The sequence below is a fragment of the Methanothrix sp. genome, from assembly GCF_016706325.1.
Classification (GTDB): Archaea; Halobacteriota; Methanosarcinia; order Methanotrichales; family Methanotrichaceae; genus Methanothrix.
This window is the reverse complement of record NZ_JADJJX010000002.1, coordinates 184,711-200,465: the sequence shown is the minus strand read 5'-3', so window position 1 is coordinate 200,465 and position 15,755 is coordinate 184,711. Positions and strand designations below refer to the sequence as shown.

The following is a 15,755-nucleotide window of genomic DNA, read 5'->3' as shown; positions in this document are numbered from 1 at the left end:
CAGATTTATAATGCTTCTTAACTAATATATCTGTATGTTTGAGAGTATATTGATCGCAACCGATGGATCCAGACATGCTGAGAATGCAGCCAAGGCGGGAATTGAGATCGCCAAGCTTTCAAAGGCCAAGGTCACTGCTATGTATGTCGCCGATATTGGCAAGGAATATTCTGCTGCAGGCGAATTCAGCTTCAATATAGCAGATGAGGTTATATCTGAACTCAAAAGCTCGCTACTAAAGCAGGGAGCAGAGGCTACAGGGCGGATAAAGGCCATGGCCAACGATGCAGGCATTCCATTCGAGTCGAAGGTGATCGAGGGCCATCCTGCAGATGAGATCTTGAAGTTTGCTGCAGAAAACAAGGTCAATCTCATCGTCATGGGCAGCATCGGAGCCAGAGGCCTGGCCAGATTCCTTCTTGGAAGCGTCACCGAAAAGGTGGTTCGCAACTCAAAGGTGCCCGTTCTGGTGGTCCATGGGGAGTGATCTGAGCTCCCGCCGGCCCAACCGGCAATCAGCATATGAGGGTTATATTGCAGGGCCCACCCTGGGATGTCTTCTATCACTGCCTCTTACGAATGCCTGTTGTCATAAAAATATTTTCATCACATATTAATATCATAGCAGTATTGGAGTTTGGCCGGGGCGAGACATGATACGTCAGGATGAGGGAGAGGTGGTATCAGTCCGGGGGAGCGTGGTTGATGTCAGGTTTCCAGGATCGCTTCCCCAGATCCACAATCTACTTGACGCAGAAGGGACGGCAATTGAGGTCTTGCTGCACCTTGACCTCGATCTGGTGCGCGGTATCGCCCTCACGCCAACAGGAGGACTGGCACGGGGCGCAAAGGCGATAGATACCGGCCGGCCGATAATGGTTCCTGTGGGAGATAAGCTGCTGGGCAGAGTCTTCAACGTCTTCGGAAAGCCCATAGATCATGGAGAGAAGATCGATTCCCAGGATCTGCGCTCCATACATCAGAACCCCGTTCCTCTATCCCGCCAGACCACCGCCTCGGAGATCTTTGAGACCGGGATCAAAGCGATTGATATTCTCTCCCCGCTGGAGAGGGGAGGCAAAGCCGGCCTGCTGGGTGGAGCGGGCGTCGGCAAGACAGTCCTGATTATGGAGCTGATCCAGAACATGGCCAGCAAGTACCAGGGGATCAGCACCTTCTGTGGAGTGGGTGAACGCTGCCGGGAGGGCGAGGAGCTATACCGGGAGATAAAGGAGGTGGGCGTCCTGGATAAATCCGTCATGGTCTTCGGCCAGATGAACGAGCCGCCTGGCGCCAGGTTTCGAGTTGGCCATGCTGCTTTGACCATGGCCGAGTACTTCAGGGATGATGCCCATCAGGATGTTCTCTTGCTGATCGATAATATCTTTCGTTTTATCCAGGCCGGATCAGAGGTCTCAGGTCTCCTGGGGCAGCTTCCTTCCAGGGTTGGATACCAGCCCACCTTGAGCACAGAGCTGGCTGAGCTTGAGGAGAGGATCTGCAGCACCGAGAGCGGAGCCATAACCTCTGTTCAGGCGGTATATGTGCCTGCAGACGACTTCACCGATCCTGCTGTGGTCCATGCCTTTGGCCATCTATCAGCATCTATCGTCCTCTCCCGGAGGATGTCCAGCCAGGGGCTGTATCCCTCCATTGATCCATTGCAGTCCCGCTCCAAGATGCTCAGCGAGGCAGTGGTCGGGAGGGAGCATTACCGCATAGCGCAGAAGATCAGAAAGACCCTGGCGGATTATGAGGAGCTCAAGGATATAATTGCCATGCTGGGTCTGGAAGAGCTCTCTGCAGAGGACCGGAGGATCGTCAATCGGGCCCGCCGTCTGGAGAGGTTCCTGACCCAGCCCTTCTTTGTGACTGAGCAGTTCACCGGCCATAAGGGCAGAATGGTCAAGCTTGAGGATGCCTTGGACGGGTGCGAGCGCATCCTGAAAGACGAGTTCCAGGACTATCCCGAGGGGTCGCTTTACATGATAGGCAATATCGATGAGGCCAAAAAATGAGGCTGAAGGTCATTCTTCCTGACCAGATCCTCGTGGACGAGGAGGTGAAGGGGGTGGTGGCCGAGGCCGAGGATGGCTCTCTTGGGCTTCTTCCCAAGCACATCGATTTTGTGACCGCCCTGGTCCCGGGCATCATCGCCTTCCAGTCGGCGGAGGGCGAGGAATTCCTGGCTGTGGACGGAGGAATACTGGTCAAATGCGCCGCCGATGTGCTGATCTCCACCAGGAAAGCAGTGCGCAGCAGGGATCTGGGCGGGCTGTCCAGGACGGTACAGGAGGAGTTCGAGGCCCTGGATGAAGGGGAGAGAAAGACCCGTTCCATTCTGGCCAAGCTGGAGGCAGATTTCACCAGACATTTCCTGGAGATGAGGTTGTCGGGCTGATGGCTGAGCAGAGAGAAGAAGAGGGAAGCGAATTTGCCGCCAGGGTGGGCAGAAAAGAGGAGCGCATGCTGAGGGCCAGGCGGGAGAGAAGGAGTGGCGTCTGGTTCGGCCTGGGGATGATGGGCATGGTTGGCTGGTCAGTGGCCATCCCCACTCTGATCGGCGTGGGCATCGGCATCTGGCTGGATCTATCATATCCGGGGAAGATCTCCTGGACGCTCACATTCCTATCCATAGGATTGGCAGCAGGCTGCGCCAATGCCTGGTACTGGGTAAAGAAAGAGCAAGGGAAGATAAGGGGCACTGATGATGAATGATTCTGATGGCTGATCTCGCTGTGCTGGTGCTGGCAATGTCATTGGGAATCGGCCTGGGATTGTTCTACTTCGGCGGGCTATGGCTGACGCTTAAGCATCTTCCCGCCCGGGGCCAGCCAGCGATCCTTGCCCTGGGCAGCTTCTTTGTCCGGTCAGCAATCTGCATTCTTGGCTTCTACCTCATCTCCGGTAGCGGTCTGGGTGCTCTGATCTGTGGCCTGGTGGGCTTCATGATCTCAAAGGTTGCTCTCATTGGCCATCTGGGCCTTGGCGGGGTGAGGAATCGATGGTGGAGTTGAGCCCGGATGAGGTTGTCTTCTGGCAAATGGGTTTTGTCAGCATCAATGAGACCATACTCTTCACCTGGGTGGTGATGGCCATCCTGCTCCTCTTGGGCTGGCTCTCGACACGCCATCTCTCCCCAGAGCCGCCATTCTCCCGCTCACAGAATCTGCTGGAGATCCTGCTCGGGTACATGCAAAGCCAGATAAAGGAGATCGCCCAGATGGATCCGGATCGATATCTGCCCTTCTCCGGCACCTTATTCCTGTTCATCTCTCTTGCCAATCTGCTGGATGTTGTGCCGGGCTACAGGACGCCGACCAGCTCCATCTCCACCACTGCCGCACTGGCCATCTGCGTCTTCTTCGCCGTCCCGATCTATGGTGTGGCCCAATCAGGCATCAGAGGCTATCTCAAGCATTATGCCCAGCCCACAATCCTGATGCTGCCCTTCCACATCATCGGTGAGCTCTCCCGTACTCTGGCCCTGGCGGTCAGGCTCTTTGGGAATATGATGAGCGAGAGCATGCTCATGGCCATACTCCTCACCATCGCCCCTCTGTTCCTGCCGGTGCTGCTGGATTTGCTGGGGCTGCTCATCGGCCAGGTGCAGGCCTACATCTTCGCCGTTCTGGCCACGGTGTACATAGTCTCAGCGAGCTCAGCCCAGGAGAGCACTGCCATGAGGTTGAAGATAAAATCCTAAAAGGAGTTTTATATGACTGTCGATATTGCGAGCATTGATACCATAGGCATGGCATCCATAGTTGTGAGCGGGCTGACCATGGCCATAGGCTCGATTGGCCCTTCCATTGGAGAGGGCTGGGCGCTATCAAAGGCTCTGCTGGCCATAGCTCAGCAGCCGGACGAGGCCAATAACATAACCCGAACCCTCTTCGTCGGCCTGGCCATGGTGGAGTCCATCGCTATCTACTGCTTTGTGATCTCCATTATCCTCATCTTTGCCAATCCCTTCTGGGGATATGTAGCAAAATAGGAGGGCTTAGTGCAGATCGATTACTTCACCTTTGCCGCCCAGATCATCAACTTTCTGGTTCTGGTCTTTCTGCTGAGGCACTTTCTCTACCGGCCGGTCATCAGATCCATGAAGGAGAGAGAGCAGAAGATAAGCGATCAGCTCAAGGATGCTGAAGAGAAGAGGATCCAGGCCGACCAGCTGGCCGAGGCCTCCGCCCGGGCCAGGCAGGAGATCTCTGATCAGCGGCAGGAACTCTTGGCCCGGGCTGCAGAGGATGCCAAGAACCTGAAGAACGATCTGATGAAGAGTGCCAGATCTGAGGTGGAGGCGGCTAAGGAGGACTGGCTCAGGTCATTGCAGGAGCAGAAGGAGGTGCTGCTTGCTGACCTGAGCCTGAGGGCGGGAGAGGAGGTTTATGCTGTTGCCCGCCATGTGCTCAGCGATCTGGCTGATGCAGACCTGGAGGGCAAGGTGATAGATCGTTATCTACAGCATCTGCAGAATCTGGAGGAGAGGGAATGGGAGGCTCTCAAGGAATTCTTTGAGAACTCAAGAGAGCCCGTCAAGGTGAAAAGCAGCTTTGAGATCCCCGCTGACCAAAAACAGAAGATACGGGAACTGCTGAGGGATAAGACCGGTCTTGAACCCGGCCTGGAGTTCGTGGCTGCGCCGGAGCTGATCTGCGGGGTGGAGATAGCTTCTCGTGAGCTGAGGGTTGCCTGGTCCATCGCCGATTATCTGGACTCATTGCGAGAGGATCTATCCCGGATCATGGATCAGAAGACGGAACAGGCTGCTGCCTCGGGTGGGATTGAGGATGAAGAAAGCCGGACCCGATGACCTTGATCGGGCTGTTGGCCGGGCTATTGATGCCGTCGATCAGACTCTTCATGAACAGCGGCCAATTCTGCAGCTCGAGGAGCTGGGGACCATAACCTTTGTGGGCAATGGCATCGCCCGCATCAGAGGCTTGAGGCATGCGAGGTCAGAGGAACTGCTCATCCTTCCAGACAATAAATTGGCCATCGCCTTCAATCTGGATCCGGACGAGGTAGCGGCAATCATGCTGGATAAGAGCGATAACATCAAGGCTGGGGAGGAGGTGCGAAAAACAGGAAGGGTCATGGATGTGCCCGTGGGTGAGGAGCTGCTGGGCAGGGTGGTGGATGCTATGGGCCGGCCGCTGGATGAGGGGCAGCCCATTCATGGCAAAGAGCGGCGGCCCATCGAGAGGGAGGCTCCGGCCATAATGGACCGGGCTGCAGTCAATACCCCCCTTCAGACCGGAATCCTGGCGGTGGATGCCATGATCCCCATCGGCAGAGGTCAAAGGGAGCTGATCCTGGGCGACAGGCAGATCGGAAAGACGGCCATCGCCCTGGACACCATGATCAACCAGATCGATAAAGGGATCCTGTGCGTCTATTGTGCCATTGGCCAGCAGAGGTCTGCTCTGTCCAGGGTTATCTCCGATCTGCGAGATAATGGGGCCATGGATCACTGCATCATCGTTGTGGCCACCGGCGAGGATCCGCCGGGCCACAATTTCATTGCTCCCTATGCCGCCACCAGCATGGCTGAGTACTTCATGGAGAAGGGGCGGGACGTCTTGATCGTCTACGATGATCTGACCCGTCACGCCCGCTCCTATCGTGAGCTCTCGCTGCTGCTGCGCCGGCCCCCGGGCAGGGAGGCCTTTCCCGGGGACATATTCTACATCCACTCTCGCCTATTGGAGCGGTCCACCCATCTGCAGACCGGTGGCTCTTTGACTGCTCTGCCCATAGTGGAGACTGAGGCTCAGGACATCTCCGCCTATATACCCACCAACCTCATCTCCATCACCGACGGCCAGATCTATCTATCTCCAGAGCTTTTTGCAGAGGGCATCTTGCCAGCCATCGATATAGGGAGATCGGTATCCCGGGTGGGTGGAAAGAGCCAGCTCCCCGCTTACCATGAGGTGGCAGGAGACCTCCGCCTCTCCTATTCCCAGTTCGAGGAGCTGGAGGCCTTTGCCAGGTTCGGAGCGAGGAGCGATGAGGTGACCAGAAAGACCCTGGAGCATGGAAGACGGATCCGGGAGACCCTCAAGCAGCCTCAGTATGAGCCCATGCCGGCTGCAGAGCAGGTGGCTGTGCTCCTGGCCGCCACCTCCGGCATTCTGGACAGCGTGCCGCTGGAAGAGATAGCAGAGAGCAAGAGGGCGATTCAGAAGGCTTTTTCAGAACGGCTACCTGAGCTGGGACGGCGCATCTTGGCAGCAGAGAGGCTCAATCCCGGGGATCGAGAGGCGATTCTTGAAGTGTGCAAAGATGTCCTGAAGAAATAGCCATCGTAAGGGGACAAGAGGAGAGAAATGGAAGGGCTGGAAAGGCTGAGAAGGAAGGCCAAGAACGCCGCCGATCTGCATGCAGTGGTTGGGATAATGAAGAGCATCTCATCCTCCAATATCCATCACTACGAGCAGGCGGTTCAATCTCTCCAGGAGTACAGCCGGACCATAGAGATGGGGCTCTAAATCATGGTAATGCATCGACCGGTCGAGCCCCTGGCCGCCAGAGAGCCTGAAAGGCTGCGCCTGGGGGCGGTGATATTCGGCTCCGATCAGGGTCTATGCGGCAGCTTCAACGATCAGATCGCCTCTTTTGCCATGGCCAGACTGAAGGAGATCGATCCTGAGGAGCTGGCAGTGCTGGCCGTGGGCGGGCGGGTGGTCTCCCGCCTCCTGGAGGCAGGGCTTGCCATAGAGTCCCAGTTCTCATTCTCTGGCAGCCATCCCGGCATCACCCGCATCATGCTGGAGGTGTTGATAGGGATTGAGGAATGGAGGGCTGAGAGAGGCTTCGATCGGGTGCTCCTGTTCTACAACCGGCCTGCATCAGGGGCAGTATTCGCCCCGCATATGGATCAGCTCTTTCCTCTGGATGTCAAATGGCTTGAGGAGCTTGCCGGGAGAAAGTGGCCGTCTCGAACCCTGCCCACCTTCTCCATGGATTTTGACCGGTTATTCGCGGCCTTGGTGAGGAATTATCTCTTCTTCTCCCTCTATCGTGCTTTCGTCGATTCCCTGGCCAGCGAGAACGCCAGCAGACTGTCGTCAATGCAGGCAGCAGAGAGGAACATCGAGGATTATCAGCATCGTCTGAATGTTCAATATCACCGGCAGCGCCAGGAGGCTATCACATCGGAGTTGCTGGATGTGGTGACAGGCTATGAGGCTTTGGCAAAGCGGGAAGAAGGCAGAAATTAAGATATAAATTCAATACGATAAAAATAAAGGCAAGACAAAAAAATTCCAGGGTAAAGCCCATCTGCCCGCCCCGTATCACTCTTTAACCGTAACTGTTTTTATTGCCGCCTTCACCTTCTCCATGGTGCTTGGCTTGATCTCCTTCAGGCCGTGACTGCTCTCAGCATGGACCTGAATATGCTCCATCAATTCCTTCTCCGTCTTTGCCTTCACCTCAAAGCCGCAGGTGGGCACAACATCTTTGCAGCAGAACATCTTATATTCAACATCGGACATAATTTCACCTCAGAATATCTGTTATGACAATGGTATTGATGTTCATAACAAATAAAGGTTATGTACGATAAGTGCTCTTATTGGAAAAAAAGTTAATTTATAAAAAAATTGAAATTAAAGGATGAACTATCCCTTAACCGGTGGCTTCATCAGCACAAAGGCGACTATTATGCCCAACACCGCCAGCCCTGCCACAATCAAGAAGAATGGCTGATACCCTCCCATGATATCCTTGGCCTGGGCCGAGACTATGCCACCTATCACTGCTCCAATACCATAAGCAGTGAATACCAGTCCATAGTTTTTGGCGTAATCCTTCATCCCGAAGTAGCTCGCCGTAGCCGTAGGAGCGATGGCCAGCCAGCCGCCGAGGCATCCCCAGAGGAGGGCAAAGGCGATGGTATACATCAAGACTGAGGTATAATTTGTATAGAGCAACAGGCATGCAATGATGATGAGCACATAGGTTACCATCGCTGTATTTCTGGGCGTCAGCTTGTCGGTGAGTGTGCCGAAGATGGGCCTGCCCAGGCCGTTGCATAGAGCGAAGGGAAGGGTCAGGCTGGTCATCAGGGCTCCTGCCGCTACAGCTGCCATGCCCGCACCCGCCGCCACCTCAAGCCCCACTGGCTTGGCGATTCCTATGGCGGTGAGGCCGGCAAGGGAGCCGATGGTGTAACACAACCACAGGCCATAGAAGGATGGGTTCCTCTGCATCTCGCTGCGCATGAAGTCAACTGTTGCTGTCGCCCCAGGCTTTGGCGCGGGGGCTGTCCAGCCAGCCGGGCACCATCCCGCCGGAGGGACCTTCAGCATCTGGGAGAGCACCACAGTGATTATGAAGAATGCTATGCCGAAGATCTTCAAGGCGCTCATAACCCCACCATAATCTGCGACCAAGAGATCGCTTATCGGTGCGATCAGGGCAGCAGAGAATCCAAAGCCCAATACCGTCAATCCCACCGCCAATCCACGCTTATCAGGGAACCACTGCGCTGAGACGGCAATGGGACAGCCGTAGGCGATCCCGACTCCAACACCACCAATGATACCATACAAAACAGCCAATATCAGCGGTGAGGAGGAGAATGAGGCGGCGATCCAGCCTATCCCCACAAGTGCTCCACCAACTGTGCAGACCTTCTTAGGGCCCATCTTCTGAATGTAGGGGCCTGCTAAAGGCATAGTCAGCGCGAATAATAATAAGAAGACGATGAATGGCCAGGTCATATCCATTGCTGTGACCTGCAATCCAAGGACATCGGTGAAATGATTCTGCAATGGGACTCTTATAACACCATACGCATAAATGGCACCCAGACAGAGCTGGATCAATATGCCCACAACAACCAGGATCCATCTTCCTGATTCAGGCGGCATTCCAAATATCTTCACATCATTTGCCATAAGTTTAACACCTTCCGGTCGGTATGCTCGTTCTCATCTCTACATCAAAAAAATAAAAATTAATATAATGATAATATACAGATATGAAATCTGATTTGTAAATCTTTTTCATCCTCTCCCTCGTCATTCCTGGATAATTCAATGACTTTGTACTAATTTCGACTCCCATATATTTAAATTTGGCGGCAAATTATCGCTATTATCGATTATAATATTCCAAGGATTTCTACACATGTCTATTCACTGCTCTGCCAATCTCCTTATGATGCAGTTTTTCATTCGGCAATCATCGTTAATGGCAATCATCGTTAATGGCAATCTCTTTAAGCTGAATGGATAATACTGTGGATGGTGGTACTAATATGCTCAAGGCCAACTGTAAGACCTCATGGAACTGCACTGAGATCATGCCCCAGATCCATTCCTCATCCTATGTGGACGAATCGGCCACAATCATAGGCGATGTGCGCATTGGCAAGGATGTCTATGTAGCCCCCTCTGTCTCCCTGCGGGCGGATGAGGCCAGTCCCATTATCATCGGCGATGAGTGCAACATCCAGGATAGCGCCGTCTTTCACGGCCTCAAGGGAAGCTCCATCGAGCTGGGTGATAGTGTCTCCATCGCCCATGGAGCAGTCGTTCACGGCCCCATAAAGATGGGGGACGAGTGCTTTGTGGGCTTCAACTCCGTGGTTCATGCCTCCACCCTGGGCAAGGGATGCTTCGTCGGCCATCTGGCAGCAGTCATAGGCGTCACTTTGGCAGAGGGAAGCTTCGTGCCCCATGGAAGAGTCATCGATACCCAGGAGAAGGCGGATGCTCTGGGCCCTGTGCCTGAGGGGCTCAAAGGCTTCAATGAGGAGGTGGTAGAGGTCAACTGCGAGTTTGCCAAGAGTTACGGCATTCAAAGGAAGGCCTGCGCAGGGCGGTGATCCTCTCTAAAAGAATCCAGAACCTTTTTTCCTCCGGACAAGAGATATATACATCCCCGGCTTTTGCTTCCCCAGTCAAAACTTAGGTGATTTATAATGGCCAAGATCAAAGCAGGCGTCTTAGGTGCCACCGGTGCTGTGGGACAGCGTTTCATTGAGAGACTGCAGGATCATCCCTGGTTTGAGCTCACCAGCCTTGCCGCATCGAAGAGGAGCGCGGGAAAGAGGTACAAGGATGCGGCCAGGTGGCGGCTGGAGAGCGAGCTTCCCGGTGACATCGGCGAGATGACAGTGGTCAATGTCGATCCCAGAGAGGTCGATGCCGATATAGTCTTCTCCGCCCTTCCTTCTGCTGATGCTATGTCAGTGGAGCCTGCCTTTGCTGCTGCCGGCTGTGCTGTGGCCAGCAATACCAGCTCTTATCGCATGATGGATGATGTCCCCCTGCTCATACCGGAGTGCAATCACGAGCACCTGGATCTGATCAAGGTGCAGAGGGAGAAGAGGGGCTGGGAGGGATACATCACCACCAATCCCAACTGCACAACCATAATGTTCACCCTGGCCCTGAAGCCCCTGATGAAGTTCGGAATAGAGATGGTGCACGTGGCCACTATGCAGGCGGTGAGCGGAGCAGGCTATGAGGGCGTGCCCTCCATGGCGATTCTGGGAAATATCATTCCCTATATCGGCGGGGAGGAGGAGAAGTGTGAGACTGAGCCCCAGAAGATCCTGGGCCACTTCAATGGGGAGAGGATCATCCATGCCGACTTTGCCATAAGTGCAAGCTGCCACCGGGTCCCTGTGATGGACGGCCACACTGAGGCCCTATGGGTGAGGATGAGGGACAATCCCACGCCAGAAGAGGTGAAAAAGGCCATGCTGGAATTCAATCCTGATCTAGGGGATCTGCCCACCCTGCCCAAGAAGGCGCTAATAGTCAATGACGAGCCAGATCGACCCCAGCCCAGGCTGGATCGTGGCAGGGGCAATGGGATGTCGGTCTCTGTAGGGAGGATCAGGCCGGGAATCAGGTTCATCTGCATGGGCCACAATACAGTGCGCGGAGCGGCGGGGGCGAGCATCCTCAATGCCGAGCTGCTGGTGAAGAAGGGACTGCTCTAGATTGGCCAGAGCAATCTGTGTTGACTGCAATGCTGATAATAGCATGGGAACTGACTGCTGCCTGCAACCTCTCCTGTCAGTACTGCCGCGCCTCTGCCTCCCCTGAGCCGGACAGAGGGGAGCTGGGGACAGACGAGGCTATGAGGTTTGTGGAGAGCATTGCGCCGCTTCAGCCGATGCTCATCCTCAGCGGCGGGGAGCCCTTGCTGCGCCCTGACCTCTTTGAGATCATCAGGCATGCCGTATCACTGGGCATTCGGGTCTCATTGGCCAGCAACGGGACACTGATCACCCCGGAGCTGGCCCAGATGATTGCTGCTTCTGGTGTATCGCGGGTGAGCATCAGCCTCGATGGGGCGGGGGCGGCAGAGCATGACCTCGTCCGCGGCCAGGGGAGCTTCGAGAGATCGATGAGGGGGATAGAGAACCTCCGCGGCCTGGTGGACTTCCAGATCAACTTCACTGTCAGCCGGAAGAGTCAGTCCGGGATCACAGAGATCTTCGATCTGGCGGAGAGCCTGGGGGCAGCAGCCCTTCACTTCTTCTTTCTGGTTCCGACCGGCCGGGGAAGGGAGGAGGAGGTGGTATCCCCAGAGCGGCAGGAGGAGATTCTCCATCAGATCGAAAGAGAGATCGATCGAAGGACTCTGGAGGTGCAGGTCACCTGCGCACCCCAGTATGCCCGCCTGAAAAAGCCAGGCCGTGGCCGGGGAAGCGGCGGCTGTCTGGCCGGGAGGAGGTTTGTCTTCCTCTCCCGCCAGGGTGATGTCTATCCCTGTGGCTATCTGCCCCTCAAGGTGGGGAGCATAAAGGAAAAGAATTTTATAGAGATATGGGAGAGTTCACCCCAGCTTCAAGCTCTGCGTGAGGGAAGGCTGAAGGGAAGATGCGGCCGGTGCGACTACTCCCGGAGCTGTGGCGGCTGCCGGGCACGGGCCTATGCCCTGACCGGGGATTACCTGCAGTCCGATCCCTCCTGCCGCCTGGAGGCTTAAGATGGAGATGGAGGAGGAGATGGAGGAGATAGACCTCCGGCTGCTCTCTTTGGTTCAGGAGGGATTTCCCCTGACCTCCAGGCCATTCCGGGATCTGGGCGAGGTTCTGGGCCTGGGGGAGAGGGAGGTCATAGAAAGGCTGGACGCTCTGCAAGAGAGGGGGCTGGTGAGGAGGATCGGCCCCATCCTCGACATGCGCCGGCTGGGGCGGAGCGGGATCCTGGCTGCCCTGAAGGTCTCCAGGGATGAGGCAGATGAACTGGCCGAGATCGTTAATCAGTATCAAGAGATCTCTCATAACTACCTGCGGCCAAATGAGAGCGGCTATAATATGTGGTTTACTGTCTCGGCCACAGAGGAGCGCATTCAAGAGGTGCTGGCTGAGATCCGAAGAAGCACTGGTCGAAGGATGCTCGTTCTCCCCACGGGCAGGATATTTAAGATCGGAGTCAAATTCGATATAATGGACGAGGAGGAAGAATAATGGCAAAGCCGATACTGATGGACTTTTATGCTGACTGGTGCGGGCCGTGCAGGCAGCAGGGCCCGATCTTTGAGGCACTGGCTGAGAAGATGAAGGATGTGGCTGAGTTCAAGAAGATCAATGTCGACCGGGAGGGAGATCTGGCCATGGAGAAGGGCATATTTGTGGTGCCCACATTGATACTGGAAAAGGACGGCGTGGAGATCAAGAGGTGGATGGGGCTCGCCTCTGAGAAGGAACTGGCTGATGCCATCAATGAGGCTCTTGGCTGAGCTGTGCCGGCATTTTCCTCCAGAGGAGCAAAAAGAGATTGTGAAGCTCAACAGCTGATGCCTCTGAAGAAAAAGGCCTGTTATATGCTCCGGATGTAGTTGCTGTATTGCCCGGATATCGTTTTGAGTCTGCAGGGTTCCGATTTGCATATTCTTGGGTTTGAGAGAAGGAGTTTGAGGGAGGGAGAGGAGAAGAATGGAGGAGGGAATGAAATCCGTGGGCGGCATTGAACCGCTGAGAAGGATCAACAGCCGTGGCAACTTTGCTCCTCATCTCTCCATTCGTTTCGACTCTCACCTCTTCTCCATTGATACCAGCCGTGCCCCCAAGGCCTGCACCCAGCCGGATGCTTATCTGATCACCCATGCCCATAGCGATCACCATGGCAAGTCGGCCATGAACTCCCCCCGGGCGGTGGCATCAGTCCAGACCGCCCGCGCCCTGGAGATCCGATATGAGCGGGAGTACATGGGCCGCACCTTTGAGGTGGGGGAGAGCATCATGGTGGGGGAGGTCAGGGTTGACACCCATCCCACCGGCCATACCATAGGCTCATCTGCCTTCTCCTGGCAGACGGAGAACGGGGAGAGGGTGCTGGTCACCGGGGATGTGAAGGACTACCAGCAGTTGCCCCGTTGCGATTATCTGGTCACAGAGGCCAATTATGGCGATCCTTATGATCCCTCCTGCATCTTCGAGGATGATCTGGCCGGATTCTATGAGGCTCTGGAGGAGGGGGCAAGCTTCGGGGCCTATGCCTTTGGCAAAGCGCAGAGGGCAGTGGCTCTGATGAGGGCGATGGGCTATAAGGATGAGATCGGCATGGATGAGAAGAGCCTGGTTCTGACCCAGGAGCTGATGGGGGATTTGGCCGGCCCCCTGACTCCAGTCAACGGCAGCGGCTTCAATGTGGTCACCCCCTGGAGCCTTCACCAGGTGCCGGGAAGAAAAAAATATTTCCTGACCGGGCGGCGTGATAGCTCATACCCCACCATCCAGCTGAGCGATCACCTGGACTTTCGGGGGCTGATGAGGATGATCGAGCACGTATCACCCCGAGAGGTTCTGGTCTACCATCCAGCCAGCGAGAGGGCAGGCCTCCTGGCCCATCACCTTCAGCAGTGCGGCCTGGAGACGACGTGCTTGGAGCTGATCGAGAGGTTTATGCAGTAAATATCAAGATGCGCAGTGCAGAAGGCCCGGCGGAGAGCATAGATGAGGCCGCATTGGATGAGAATACATTTATATCTTCAGAAATGTATTAGCAATAGAGGAAAGAATGAGCGACACCATCGAGGTCTCCAGGGATGTTTTCGAGCCCATAGCCGATCTGGTTAAAATTGGCCTCTTTAAAGACGAAAAGGAGGCTTTGAAGAATCTAGTCCTGGACCAGGCAAGAGCGAAGATCCATCACTTCGATTCCAAGATCCTGGAGATGAAGTCAAAATATAATATGAGCTTTGAGGATTTCAAACGCCGCATAGAGGTGCGGAAGGAAGATGAGGTCTTTGAAGAGTGGGATGACTTCATCATCTGGGATTCCTATGAGTCAGCTAAAAGCTATTGGCTGAGTGTGGAAGGCAAATTATCAGGAAGTCAGGGATGAAGATTCGGGATGTACTCGATATCTTGTCTTCCAGCGAGATCATCCTTGAGGTGGATGTTATCGTTCTGGTAGAGGAGCCGGGAAAGCAGGCGCTTCGTGCCAGGGCATCGCTGAAGAATGGTTTTTTGCTGCAAGTAAACGAGGCTCTCGGAAAGGGCTTTAGAAGCTACTCTTATCATCTCCAAAAGAACGACAAGCTGGTTAGACGATGCTGCCAATGCCGCGATGGTGCTCCTTTACTGGGACATTGGGCGGATGATCCTTGAGCGGCAGGAAAAGGAAGGCTGGGGAACAAAAGTGATTGACCGGCTGTCTGCCGACCTGCGAGAAGCCTTCCCGGATATGCAGGGGCTTTCGACTCGTAATCTGAAATACATGCGCGCCTTTGCGGCGGCCTGGCCTGACAGGGAGATTGTGCAAGGGACGCTTGCACAAATCACCTGGTATCACAACATCGCCCTGCTGGAAAAGGTCAGAGACCCGCACGTCCGCCTGTGGTATGCGAGGAGGGGGCTGGAAGAGGGCTGGAGCCGCAATGTGCTGGCCATGCAGATCGAGAGCCGACTGCACGATCGGCAGGGAAAAGCCATTAACAATTTTGCCCTCACCCTGCCGCCCGGTGATTCCGACATGGCGGCCCAGGTGTTCAAAGATCCCTATCTTTTCGATTTCCTGGGCACAGCCGACCCGCGCCGGGAGCGGGAGGTGGAGCTGGCTCTGACGGATCACATCCAGCGCTTCCTTTTAGAACTGGGGGCCGGTTTTGCTTTTGTGGGAAGGCAGGTTCACCTGGAATTTGCAGACAGTGATTACTATCTCGACCTGCTCTTTTATCATCTGAGGCTTCGCTGCTACATCGTGATTGAACTGAAATCTGTTCCCTTTGATCCCAGATTTGTGGGCACTCTGAACATGTACCTCTCAGCAGTGGACGACCAGCTCCGCCACTCTGATGATGAATCCAGCATCGGACTCTTGCTTTGCCGCAAAGGCAGCAAGATCGAGGTCGAATACGCCCTGCGCGGCTTTCAAAAGCCCATGGGCGTGGCAAGCTGGGAAACAAAGCTCGTGAAAGACCTGCCCGAAGAGCTGCAAAGGAGTCTGCCCAGCGTTGCCGAAATCGAGGCTGAGTTGAGCCGGGAAGAGGTAGGGAAATGAAGGGAGCCGATCGGCTGGAAGGGATAAAGATGGGCGACTTGAGGCGATCGTGAGTGACTTAGAGGTGCTGGCGGTATGATCTGGCGTGAAAAATGCACAGTGGCTCTCGATAGTTCCCCCCTTCAATATATTGACACTCTCGACTTTTCGATTTTCCATGCGAAACAGCCACTTCGTATGATCGACGAACATGCCGTGAACTTGAACAGCGTACAGGTCACAATTCTAAGGTTGTTGGGGCACGGATGCGAAAATTATTACGGGATG

Annotated in this window: 22 protein-coding genes; 20 read left to right on the top strand and 2 right to left on the bottom strand. The window is 55.0% G+C overall.

Annotated elements, in window-relative coordinates:
* The first annotated feature begins 34 nt into the window (after positions 1-34).
* The 11 genes from IPI63_RS10595 (at position 35) to IPI63_RS10545 (ending at position 7,232) form a co-directional block, all read left to right on the top strand.
* Positions 35-487: a universal stress protein gene (locus IPI63_RS10595; protein ID WP_292478361.1), complete on the top strand. Its 453-nt coding sequence runs from the start codon at positions 35-37 to the stop codon at positions 485-487.
* A gap of 166 nt (positions 488-653) precedes the next feature.
* Complete coding sequence (gene atpD / locus IPI63_RS10590) at positions 654-2,018, top strand: F0F1 ATP synthase subunit beta (protein ID WP_292478360.1); 1,365 nt, start codon at positions 654-656, stop codon at positions 2,016-2,018.
* Positions 2,015-2,401, top strand: a complete 387-nt coding sequence (locus IPI63_RS10585; protein ID WP_292478359.1) for a F0F1 ATP synthase subunit epsilon — start codon at positions 2,015-2,017, stop codon at positions 2,399-2,401. The genes atpD and IPI63_RS10585 overlap by 4 nt, the downstream gene beginning before the upstream one ends.
* Positions 2,401-2,718, top strand: a complete 318-nt coding sequence (locus IPI63_RS10580) for an AtpZ/AtpI family protein (protein ID WP_292478358.1) — start codon at positions 2,401-2,403, stop codon at positions 2,716-2,718. Before IPI63_RS10585 ends, IPI63_RS10580 begins: the two co-directional genes overlap by 1 nt.
* 5 nt (positions 2,719-2,723) lie before the next feature.
* Positions 2,724-3,017 (top strand): ATP synthase subunit I, encoded by a 294-nt coding sequence (locus IPI63_RS10575; protein WP_214066056.1) that lies wholly within the window; start codon positions 2,724-2,726, stop codon positions 3,015-3,017.
* Positions 3,008-3,706, top strand: coding sequence for a F0F1 ATP synthase subunit A (locus IPI63_RS10570; RefSeq protein WP_214066075.1), 699 nt, complete (start codon positions 3,008-3,010; stop codon positions 3,704-3,706). Before IPI63_RS10575 ends, IPI63_RS10570 begins: the two co-directional genes overlap by 10 nt.
* Before the next feature lie 12 nt (positions 3,707-3,718).
* Positions 3,719-3,997: a F0F1 ATP synthase subunit C gene (locus tag IPI63_RS10565; protein WP_214066055.1), complete on the top strand. Its 279-nt coding sequence runs from the start codon at positions 3,719-3,721 to the stop codon at positions 3,995-3,997.
* 9 nt (positions 3,998-4,006) lie between these two features.
* A complete protein-coding gene (locus IPI63_RS10560) occupies positions 4,007-4,819 on the top strand; it encodes a hypothetical protein (protein ID WP_292478355.1) in 813 nt (270 codons plus the stop codon).
* The gene (locus IPI63_RS10555) at positions 4,797-6,311 is read left to right on the top strand and encodes an alternate F1F0 ATPase, F1 subunit alpha (RefSeq protein ID WP_292478354.1); all 1,515 of its coding nucleotides are present in this window, start codon (positions 4,797-4,799) and stop codon (positions 6,309-6,311) included. Before IPI63_RS10560 ends, IPI63_RS10555 begins: the two co-directional genes overlap by 23 nt.
* A 27-nt stretch (positions 6,312-6,338) precedes the next feature.
* On the top strand, positions 6,339-6,500 hold the full coding sequence (locus IPI63_RS10550) for a hypothetical protein (RefSeq protein WP_292478353.1): 162 nt from the start codon (positions 6,339-6,341) through the stop codon (positions 6,498-6,500).
* Positions 6,501-6,503: 3 nt separating this feature from the next.
* Positions 6,504-7,232: a F0F1 ATP synthase subunit gamma gene (locus tag IPI63_RS10545; RefSeq protein ID WP_292478352.1), complete on the top strand. Its 729-nt coding sequence runs from the start codon at positions 6,504-6,506 to the stop codon at positions 7,230-7,232.
* Between the two features lie 75 nt (positions 7,233-7,307).
* Here the strand turns inward: IPI63_RS10545 and IPI63_RS10540 are convergent, their stop codons facing one another.
* Positions 7,308-7,508: a DUF1059 domain-containing protein gene (locus IPI63_RS10540; protein ID WP_214066051.1), complete on the bottom strand. Its 201-nt coding sequence runs from the start codon at positions 7,506-7,508 to the stop codon at positions 7,308-7,310.
* A 126-nt stretch (positions 7,509-7,634) separates the two neighbouring features.
* Positions 7,635-8,915 carry an OFA family MFS transporter gene (locus IPI63_RS10535; protein WP_292478351.1) on the bottom strand — a complete coding sequence of 427 codons (1,281 nt, stop codon included), beginning with the start codon at positions 8,913-8,915 and terminating at the stop codon, positions 7,635-7,637.
* Between the two features lie 332 nt (positions 8,916-9,247).
* On the opposite strand from IPI63_RS10535, the gene IPI63_RS10530 reads away from it, so the two are divergent.
* The 9 genes from IPI63_RS10530 (at position 9,248) to IPI63_RS10490 (ending at position 15,488) form a co-directional block, all read left to right on the top strand.
* Positions 9,248-9,847: a DapH/DapD/GlmU-related protein gene (locus tag IPI63_RS10530; RefSeq protein ID WP_292478350.1), complete on the top strand. Its 600-nt coding sequence runs from the start codon at positions 9,248-9,250 to the stop codon at positions 9,845-9,847.
* Between the two features lie 96 nt (positions 9,848-9,943).
* The gene (gene asd, locus IPI63_RS10525) at positions 9,944-10,972 is read left to right on the top strand and encodes an aspartate-semialdehyde dehydrogenase (RefSeq protein WP_214066049.1); all 1,029 of its coding nucleotides are present in this window, start codon (positions 9,944-9,946) and stop codon (positions 10,970-10,972) included.
* A 29-nt stretch (positions 10,973-11,001) separates the two neighbouring features.
* Positions 11,002-11,967, top strand: a complete 966-nt coding sequence (locus tag IPI63_RS10520; protein WP_214066073.1) for a radical SAM/SPASM domain-containing protein — start codon at positions 11,002-11,004, stop codon at positions 11,965-11,967.
* A 1-nt stretch (position 11,968) separates the two neighbouring features.
* Positions 11,969-12,451 carry an AsnC family transcriptional regulator gene (locus IPI63_RS10515; RefSeq protein WP_292478349.1) on the top strand — a complete coding sequence of 161 codons (483 nt, stop codon included), beginning with the start codon at positions 11,969-11,971 and terminating at the stop codon, positions 12,449-12,451.
* Positions 12,451-12,723, top strand: coding sequence for a co-chaperone YbbN (locus IPI63_RS10510; RefSeq protein WP_214066048.1), 273 nt, complete (start codon positions 12,451-12,453; stop codon positions 12,721-12,723). The genes IPI63_RS10515 and IPI63_RS10510 overlap by 1 nt, the downstream gene beginning before the upstream one ends.
* 196 nt (positions 12,724-12,919) lie before the next feature.
* Positions 12,920-13,897, top strand: a complete 978-nt coding sequence (locus IPI63_RS10505; protein ID WP_292478348.1) for an MBL fold metallo-hydrolase — start codon at positions 12,920-12,922, stop codon at positions 13,895-13,897.
* 106 nt (positions 13,898-14,003) lie between these two features.
* Positions 14,004-14,330 (top strand): hypothetical protein, encoded by a 327-nt coding sequence (locus IPI63_RS10500; protein ID WP_292478347.1) that lies wholly within the window; start codon positions 14,004-14,006, stop codon positions 14,328-14,330.
* Positions 14,327-14,596, top strand: a complete 270-nt coding sequence (locus tag IPI63_RS10495; RefSeq protein WP_292478346.1) for a hypothetical protein — start codon at positions 14,327-14,329, stop codon at positions 14,594-14,596. The genes IPI63_RS10500 and IPI63_RS10495 overlap by 4 nt, the downstream gene beginning before the upstream one ends.
* On the top strand, positions 14,586-15,488 hold the full coding sequence (locus tag IPI63_RS10490) for a YhcG family protein (protein WP_292478345.1): 903 nt from the start codon (positions 14,586-14,588) through the stop codon (positions 15,486-15,488). The genes IPI63_RS10495 and IPI63_RS10490 overlap by 11 nt, the downstream gene beginning before the upstream one ends.
* Positions 15,489-15,755: the final 267 nt, after the last annotated feature.